Annotated in this window: 4 protein-coding genes and 1 pseudogene; 2 read left to right on the top strand and 3 right to left on the bottom strand. The window is 61.1% G+C overall.

The features are described 5' to 3' along the window. Positions 1–1,799: 1,799 nt before the first annotated feature. A complete protein-coding gene (locus AB0O97_RS12020; protein WP_363882806.1) occupies positions 1,800–3,092 on the top strand; it encodes a hypothetical protein in 1,293 nt (430 codons plus the stop codon). A 203-nt stretch (positions 3,093–3,295) separates the two neighbouring features. Here the strand turns inward: AB0O97_RS12020 and AB0O97_RS12015 are convergent. Together AB0O97_RS12015 and AB0O97_RS12010 are read right to left on the bottom strand one after the other, a co-directional pair. Continuing rightward, positions 3,296–4,369 (bottom strand): annotated as a pseudogene (locus AB0O97_RS12015) (ISL3 family transposase); the annotation flags it as partial. Continuing rightward, the gene (locus AB0O97_RS12010; protein ID WP_363882803.1) at positions 4,335–4,577 is read right to left on the bottom strand and encodes a hypothetical protein; all 243 of its coding nucleotides are present in this window, start codon (positions 4,575–4,577) and stop codon (positions 4,335–4,337) included. The gene AB0O97_RS12010 and the pseudogene AB0O97_RS12015, both read right to left, overlap by 35 nt. Before the next feature lie 790 nt (positions 4,578–5,367). On the opposite strand from AB0O97_RS12010, the gene AB0O97_RS12005 reads away from it, so the two are divergent. After that, a complete protein-coding gene (locus AB0O97_RS12005) occupies positions 5,368–5,544 on the top strand; it encodes a hypothetical protein (RefSeq protein ID WP_363882800.1) in 177 nt (58 codons plus the stop codon). A gap of 302 nt (positions 5,545–5,846) precedes the next feature. On the opposite strand, the gene AB0O97_RS12000 is transcribed toward AB0O97_RS12005, so the two are convergent. Then, positions 5,847–8,666, bottom strand: a complete 2,820-nt coding sequence (locus AB0O97_RS12000; protein ID WP_262453225.1) for an FAD-binding and (Fe-S)-binding domain-containing protein — start codon at positions 8,664–8,666, stop codon at positions 5,847–5,849. Between the last annotated feature and the right edge of the window lie 153 nt (positions 8,667–8,819).

Genomic DNA, 8,819 nt, shown 5'->3' with positions numbered 1-8,819 from the left:
TCGCTGGCGAAGCTCATCTGGATATTTCTTCGGTGGTGCCATGGTGCTCATCCTTTCAAGGATTCAACACCCTCCATTAAACCCGGGGCGGTTCATAGGCTAGGTCCGGAACCGGTGCTGAGAGGGTAAATATGTTGAACACCCTGCCGCTTGTTGATGGCGGCGTTGTCTTCGCCATTGTCCTAAATATGTTCACAAACAAGACCGAAACAACCGAAGCTTCGGAGCAGGAGAAGGCATTTTTGGCGCCGTCCTGGCCACAGGGACGGCGATTACTGCCGTTTATGTCGTAGGGGCGTCCTTTTTCGGCATGGAGTATCCGGCGTACCTTCCCCGCCTACTATCGCCGTGCGATCCGCGATGCGAGTCTGAGTGACAGTGGCAGTGGCAGTTCGGATGGTCGCACTTTAGATCGTTTTCGCATTGCATAAACTGACACTGCGAAAGGTAAATACGGGAGGAAAGCACCGGAAATGATCTCAGAAGGTCAGATGGAGACAGCAATTTTTTCACCGGTTGTCCAGGCCGGACTGCCATATCCGAACGCACGATCAGCAGCTCTTAGTCTTTCCCTTCCGGGCCCGGTGCTTTGCCTCCTGGAGTCGGACGAAGACCCTGACGTTTGCTTCAAAGCAGCAGATGCGATCGAGAACGCTTCGAGCCCAACATCCGGGAGCAAGCCAAGCGGTTACATGAGGGACTCCGAGCGAAGAGACCGGCAATACTGGCGGTTGGCAGCGGATCCCCGCCTCGAAACACACGGAAAATTTCACGAAAACCCAGATTGCATTCCATACTCGAAACTGCGCCAGTCACCCTTATGGTCAGATGAAGAGTTCCGAAAGCGTGCCGCCGCAGCAAATTATTATCCTACCTTCGAACGACCTGTGTGGGAGGCACTTTCCCATGATGCGTCGCAGGACGTAAGACTCGTTCTGGCACACAACGAAAGGCCAGTTGAGCCGCCGCTTCGCAAGCTTATGGCTGATCGCTCACCTGCGGTGGCGCAGGCCGCACTCGATTCGTACAACACGCACGTTCAGAACATTCGCGATCTTGCCACTTGTTCTGGCCCCCTAGGTGACAAATATCGGTGGACTCTGGTGATACATGACCTGCTTCGGTCGAGTCCTACGACCCAGGACTCGCTCTTGGACCAGGTTGCGCGAGCCTCGGTGTCCCTCCCGACTTCGCGGCTTGCTAAGCAACACTGGGTGCCAGCGAGCACACTTGGGTACCTTGCTGCAGAGTCTCGCTACCATGAGTCTCTGCGGCAGGCGGTCGCGGCAAACCCAAATACTCCCTCGGAGATACTTGAAAGGTGGGCATCAGACCACTCTGGTCGGACGGCGGAAGTTGCACTGAGCAACCCTGGTCTCGGTACACGTGCGATTCAAAGTTTCGCCACTGGATACCGCCGGAATTGGTTGGGCACTTTTCAGCTGGAGGCTCTTTGGTCAAATCCAGCTATCCCCGAGTCTCTAATCCTGTCGTTGCCTGGAGGTGCCGCGGAAAGTCGTGGAGTAGCGAAAAACACGGCAACTCCAGGATTTGTTCTTGCCAAACTCGCCTCGGGAAGTGACATCGACGTACGGTGCCGAGTGGCACGGAACCCGAGCACGCCCGCTTCAGTCCTCGTTGAACTTGCGCGAGCCTCGGAGAAGGACATCCAGTATGGCATCGGTGCTGAACTCTTGCGTAATCCATCCTTGCCCCGTGAAGCTGTCGAGATGCTGCTCACCCATACAAGTATGCGCACCAGGATAGCCTCCTCAATTCACAGTCCGACGGATATACTCGTGCAACTGACCAGCGACAGCGACCCGATCGTTCGCAACGCCGCCGGGTGCAATCCCTTGACTCCTGATAGTGCAGTTCTCGAACTGTTTGATGATGAGGCCGTGCAAAGTCTGTACACGTGGGGGGACATGCAAAGATCCCGCAGTAAAAACTTGATTGAGCATGCTGAAAGTATGCGCGAAACCGAACCATTGCCCAGGCCGGAGTCGCCCTCTGAAGCAGCTGCGGTCTTCCTGTATTCCATGGACCCGGAATCACGCAGCAAGATATGTGTCCGGCCGCCCCTTGAAACCGACTTCATCCACCGCACGCTGGCGAACGATCCGCATCCAGATGTCAGGAGTGCTATCGCCTTGTGGGGCAGCGACAGTATTCGCCGCCTAATCCTCGAGACCGAAGAGAATGATGACGTCATCTACACACTGGCGTTCCATACGACTGATCCAGAACTGACTGAAAACATGGTTCACCTCCGAAGCGCAAGGCTCGGCCTCATCTGCAACGTGGCTTCTCCACCGTCCGTCCTTGAATCAATTGCGCTGGATCCCTCCACAGGACACGGTGAACTGCTCGCCCAGCATCCGAACGCAAGTGAAACGCTTCTGGACTGGTTGTCCTCGGCACCGGTGTCGAGTCCGAGAGCGGCAGCACTGGTTGCGCAGCACCCAAACTGCTCGACACAAACTCTGGCGCGTCTGGCAAAGCACCCGGATGACGAAGTCCGTCAATATGTTGCTGCTGCCTCATCTCGCAGACCGACTTCACATGGGGTGCTGGCCCGTCTCGCGCGTGACAAGGACGATCTGGTGCGCTCCATCGTAGCTATGAACCGCAACACCCCGGTCGAGACGTTGGAACACCTGGCATCAGATGGTAGCTCTGAAGTGCGACAGCTCGTAGCGTGCAATCGTCGGTCCTCAGAACTTGTCTGGGCATTGTTGGCAGGGGACAAGGACGCAAAAGTCCGGCTCCTGGCACGCAGCCTTCTGACTCCGCCCACCCAAGTGCAACACAAGCTCGCGAGCACTGCCGAAACATCTCCAACCACACTGCATGCCTTGGCTCAAGACACAGAAATGGCCGTTCGGCTAGCGGTCGTGGCGAACCCGAGTGCTACACCAAAAACGGTCGAAAAGCTCTCCGAAGATTCCGTTCCTCGCATACGGGCACTCGCCGCAAAACGCACCGATGTCCCCCCAGCAGTGGTTCAGCGTCTCCTTCGTGACGCGAAATGGAGCGTACGTCGCGCGGCTAAGTCGGCGCAACGGCGACTCAATAGAACACCGAGCTAGGAACTGACGCGGGAAAGCCGGCAGATGATTCTGCCGGCCGACGACGAATGCACTGACCACGAACAGGTTCGGTTCAGCCCGGGCTCCCTCGTTGCTATGTGCGTGATTGAAGTCGCTTGGCTGCATCAATCACCGGAGCCGGGGCGGAGGGGTCGAAGCACCGCAGGAGCAAGTAAAGGGGCCCTTCGGACATCTGGTGGGGATCAGGGTATGAGTCCTCCGGCGGCCAGGAGCATTCGGAGTCGGTAGTTGTCTCGGTTGCGGTAGCCCCGGGCCAGGCGGCGGTGGAACTCGATGATCCCGTTGATGGCTTCGGTACCGCCATTGGATGAGCGTTGCGTGCTGAAGTAGGCCAGGAACGCGTTGCGCCAGCGGCGCAGGATTCGGACCAGGCGGGCTACTTCGGGGATCGGGCAGGTGTGGAACGAGGCCAGGACTTTCTCGGCTCGCTGCTTTCCGTGGGCCAGATCGGCGGTGCGGTAGGCTGCCCTCAGATCCTGGGCGCAGCGCCAAGCGATGTAGACCTCTTGGTGGGCTTCGTCCTTCTCGATGGCGGTGGCGAGACGTTCCAGCTGCTTGTCGGTGAGGTCCTCCGCTCCGGCCCGAAGGATGGTCTGGATCCCGTAGAGCGGATCGCCTTTGCGGCCGCGCCGTCCCAGAGTCTGTTGTTGGACGCGGCGGCGGACCTCATCGACAATCTGGGTTCTGAGTTTGACCACGTGGAAGGCGTCCAGGACCGCTACGGCGTCCTCGAGCTGGTCATCGATCGCGCTCTTGTAGCCGGCGAACGGATCCAGGGCGGCGACCTGGACATTCTGCCGGAACGCGTCACCTCGGGCGGAGAGCCAGTCCTGGTAGGCCTTCTTCGAGCGTCCCGGAACCAGGTCCAGCAACCTGGCCCGGACCCTGCCACGCCCGTCCCGACTCAGATCGACCATCCCGGTCAGCTCCTTCGGGCTGCGCCGTCGCGGGTCGACGTGGTGCCAAATGTTCTCGTCGACCCCGAGCGAGTGAACGCCCTCGAAGCGTCTCTCGTCCGCTGCGAGACGCTGCAACTCCGGCTTGATGGCCCGCCACAGCGTCTTCCACGAGGTCCCGAGACGGCGGGCCAGACCGGCAATCGTGGCGTGCTCGCGGCGCAACTGCCCGATCGCCTACGTCACGGCGCGGATGGTGATCGAGCCCCGACCGGCAACGAGGTCGGGAACCTGCTCCTCGAACATGCCCTTGGGACACGCCGGATCAGGGCATCGCCAGGTCCGTTGCCGCCACAGCACCCCGCACCTCCACGGATCCGGGCACATCATGCAGGATCCTCAAGGTCCAAGAGTTCTTCCGCTCCTCATCCAAGATCAACCCACGAATGTAACTGACGGCATTATTCCTCGGCTCGGTACGGGCGAACTCGCCCCCGATCAATCCCCGGATTTCCTCGAGGCCCTGAACCCATTCCTGTATCTCTGCCACCCAAATATCATCGCTCACCCAACATGATTAACAGGATTCCGGGCCGAAGTCCGTTTATACCGCCGACGCGACCAAAAATAACCGCGATTGTAGTACTAGTTGAGTCCGCCGCGGATTGAGGCAGGTTCTTGCCTGCGCACCGGAGGCCCACGGACGAGGCGTAAAATTGTGAGAATATTTGACGAAAGACACCGATTCGTGGCCAATCGCTGACAAGCCTGTTTTTGCGGTCTTGGACGCTCAAACCAAAAAAGCACACGGAGCGCACAGCGCGCACTCCCCTTTTACTCCCCCTTTTCAGCTAAGAACCATGGCAAAGCACGACATGCCACGACCTGCGAAAACAGCAAAAATATCGGAAACACGCGAATTTTGGCAAGCAACCGAACCTATCAGAATCCAGGCGGCTAGTTTCTCTTGGTCGTGGGTTCAATTCCCGCCCGGGGCACCCAACTGTGGCTCTGACCTGCGGTTTCATTCCGCGGGTCAGGGTCGCTTAAGGCCAAAAAACGCCCAAGTCACGTTTTACTCATCTAATTCAGCGAACTTTTCCTGAGTGTCTGGTCATCTTTTTCAGTCCGTGACGCTCATCTTTTTCAACATTCAGTCACAAAAAGGCCTAGATTCCGCGGTTCTCACTCTACCGTACGCGGCCGGGCAGTTGGGGGCAACACTAGGGCCTTCGATCGTCCCATTCCAAGGCTACATCCGCACCTCGGGCAGTGTCTTCCGAACGATCGTCGCTGGACACCGCCATCCTCGGCGTCGGACTTTTAGCGAATTCACAAGCCACCCCAAATACTAACGATTGATCTTCATCGACGCGGGCAACGACGAACCGGATCCCATGTGGCTGCGCATGATCGACCGCGCCAATCAAATCGTCGTGGACACCACGACACGCAACGACCGCGCCGAAGCCAGCTCCCCTGTTGACGGAAACACTGGCGGACCGCAACGAGCATTCAGCCAGCCTGCACGCTAAGCAGTAGCCGCCATCACCCAAGTCGATCCCAAGGCCACACGCGCCGATCTAGCACACGTCGCCAAGAGTTACGAAGCACTCGTGCGCCATTCCGTGCAGGTCTCCCATGATCCCTCCCTTGTCGATGGTCAGATTTCCTACAAATCGCTGCGCACAGCTACACAGCGTGCTTGGCCTCTGGCCGCAGCGGTTGTGGCCAACTGCCTCAGCCGGAAATGATACTGAGCAATCAGCCAGACAAACAGCGAGGACACCGGAAAATAAGGCTTCGCTGTCAGGCGTGGAGCCATATCAACACGGATTCAGGGGGTGGTCTGCTCGTCGAGTAGTTCGAGTATGTGCCGGTAGTCATGCCCGGTGGCGCGAGTCATGCCCAGTTCGCATGTGCGGTTGCAGGAGGCGTGGGCGGCGGCACCTAGGGTGTTGACCTCGGCCGCCTGTTGTTCGGTGGCGGAGGCAGTGAGCTCGGGGTGGAGCATGCCGCGGTCCCCGGCGAAAGCACAGCACCCCCAACTGTCTGGGACCTCGACGCGATTGGCGACGGCTGCGGCCACCGCAGTGAGAGACGCGTTCAGCCCCATGCGCGTCGAGGAGCACGTGGGGTGCAGGGCCAGCGATGCCAGTTTGGTCCGCTCCGGCAGCAAGGGCAGGATCGTTTCAGCGGTGAATTCGACGGCGTCGATAATTCGTAGTTTCCGCTTCCCCGGACCTGGCTCGTGAGTCTCCACAGCGTGTTGCAGGCCTTCGGTGCACGAGGACGCATCGCAGATGATCGGCAACTCACCGCCGCGTGTGGCCTCCCAGAGTACAGCTTGGGTGCGGGTCTGCATGGATCTCTGCCCTTTGGCCATGCCCTTGGAAGACCACGGGGTCCCGCAGCACAAGCCGTCGATGGAGGGCGGGACCAGCAGGTCGATGCCGGCCCGTTGGGCCAACCGTTCGAAACTGGCCTGCACGCCCGGACCAGCCCCGCTATCGTTTGCGGTCGTGGCCGGTCCGAACATGGCCCCGACGCAGGCGGGGAAGTATACTGCCGCCGGTGGTCCGGTCGGGGCGGGGCGTCGCCGGGCAGATCCGCCGCCGGGCAATTCGCCCGAGTACAGTGGCACGGTGTCTTCGCCGAGAACGGCCCGGGCGATCTGGTTGGCAGGTCGGATGGCGCCGGCGGGGACCTTGGCGGCGGCGGTCAGCGCCAGGCCAGCGCCCCGTGTGATCGTCCCCCAATGCTGGCTGGCCAGCTTCCACCCGGCGCCTGCAACGGGGCCGGCCTTGTCCTGGCGTAGCTGCTTCACCAGATTGCCGGTGTTGATGCCGACGGGGCAGGCCGTCTGGCACATGCCATCGACGGCGCAGGTCTGGACGGATTCGTAGTCATAGTCACGTTCCAACTCAGCGACGAGCTCCGAGTCTCCCGCAAAGCGCGCCGTTTCGATGGCGCGCAGGGTGACGATGCGCTGGCGCGGGGTCAGTGTGATGTCCTTGCTGGGGCAGACAGGTTCGCAATACCCGCAGGAGACGCACCTGTCGACCTCTTCGGCGACCGGCGGATCCGTCTTGATGTGGCGAAGGTGAGCCTGGGGGTCGTTGTTAAGCAGGACTCCTGGGTTCAGAACACCTGCGGGGTCGCACAGGAGCTTGATCTGGCGCATCACGTCGTAGAGTTCGTCGCCGTATTGCCGACGGACATAGGGGGCCATGACGCGGCCTGTCCCGTGTTCGGCCTTGAGGGAGCCGTTCTCGCCGAGCACCAAGTCGACCATGTCCTCGGTAAACGCGCTGTAGCGTTCAAGTTCGGTGTTGCTGGTGAATCCGTCGGTGAGCATGAAGTGGATGTTGCCGTCCTTGGCGTGGCCGAAGATGACGCTGTCCTGGTAGCCATGGCGATTGAACAGGCCTATCAGTTCGCGGCAGGTGCGCCCCAGCGCCGGAACAGGGACGACGATGTCCTCCAATAGCGCCGTCGTCCCCTGCGGCCTTGCCCCGGCAACCGAGGCGTAGAGGCCCTTGCGAAGGTGCCACAGTGAGGCCCGGGTGGCGGCGTCAGTAGAAAACCCGGCGGGAGATTCGAGTGGAAATCCGGCCACGGCGGCAGCGCCCCGATGTTGGAGTTCGGCCAGTTCGTCGGCCTGCCCTGCGGCGTATTCGACCAGCAGTGCCGCATGCTCGCGCACGTCCAGTCCTGCGACGGCCTGCGGCGTTCCCATGAGTGACTGGCCGACGCGCAGCGAGGTGGCATCGAGCAGTTCCACAGTCGCCGCACCGGTCTCGACGAGGCCGGGCAGGGCGTCGTTGGCTGCGTCCAAATCGGGGAAGACCAACAGACCGGTGGCTGTGTGGGTGAGCTTCGGGACGGTGCGGAAGACGGCCTCAGCGATGAACCCGAGCGTCCCCTCGCTGCCGATTGCTAGGTGGGCAAGCATCTCCACAGGTGTGTCAAAGTCCAGCAGCGAGTTCAGGCCGTAGCCCATGGTGTTCTTCATCGAGAACTGGTGGCGCACCCTGGCCGCGGAGGCCGGGTTGTCGAGGACCTGGCGGGCCAACCGGTCCAGGCCGGCGTGCAGTCCCGGCTCCAGCGCGCGAAGCCGCGCATCGGCGTCGTGGTCTGCGGTGTCGATCACGGTCCCGGAGGGCAGTACCAAAGTGATGGATTCCAGCGTCCGGTACGTGTTCTCTGTGATCCCGCAGTTCATTCCGGAGGAATTGTTGGCCACCACGCCGCCGATGGTGCAGGCTGCCTCGGAGGCAGGGTCGGGGCCGAGACGGCGGCCGTAACGGGCCAGTCGGGAGTTCACGGAGCGCACGGTGGCGCCCGGCTTTACCCGGACGCGTACCCCGTCATCGAGCACCTCCATGCCGCGAAAATTCCTGCGCACGTCGACCAGGACGCCGTCCGTGACGGCCTGCCCGCTGAGGCTGGTCCCGCCTGAGCGGAACGTCAGCGGGATGCCTTGGGCGGTGCTGGCCCGCATAAGCCCACCAACCTCGGCTGCGTCCCTGGCGACGACGACCGCCTGCGGGACAAGCAGGAAATGGGAGGCGTCGTGGGCGTTGGCGTGCAGGTCGATGGCTCGGGTCTTGACTTGGGCGGGGTCGGCTACGGCCGCCCGGAGGGTGCTCAGCATGGTGCAACCGTCTTTCGCTGCGGAGGTGGGTGAAGTCTTTCCCACTCTAGATCCGCCTGCCGGACGGCGTCTGTCGTCATTCTCGCCCACCGAGAACACCCATTGGCTGGCGGTCCGGGTACCGGCAAGACTTGGCGGACAGCACGCCTTGTC

The organism is Specibacter sp. NPDC078692 (assembly GCF_040686835.1).
Classification (GTDB): domain Bacteria; phylum Actinomycetota; class Actinomycetes; order Actinomycetales; family Micrococcaceae; genus Specibacter.
Note: the sequence above shows the minus strand (reverse complement) of the source record. Positions and strands in the feature narration are given on the sequence as shown.

Excerpts from the sequence above, each read along its gene's own strand:
- AB0O97_RS12000 (WP_262453225.1), bottom strand. The coding sequence starts at position 8,666 with ATGCTGAGCACCCTCCGGGCGGCCGTAGCCGACCCCGCCCAAGTCAAG.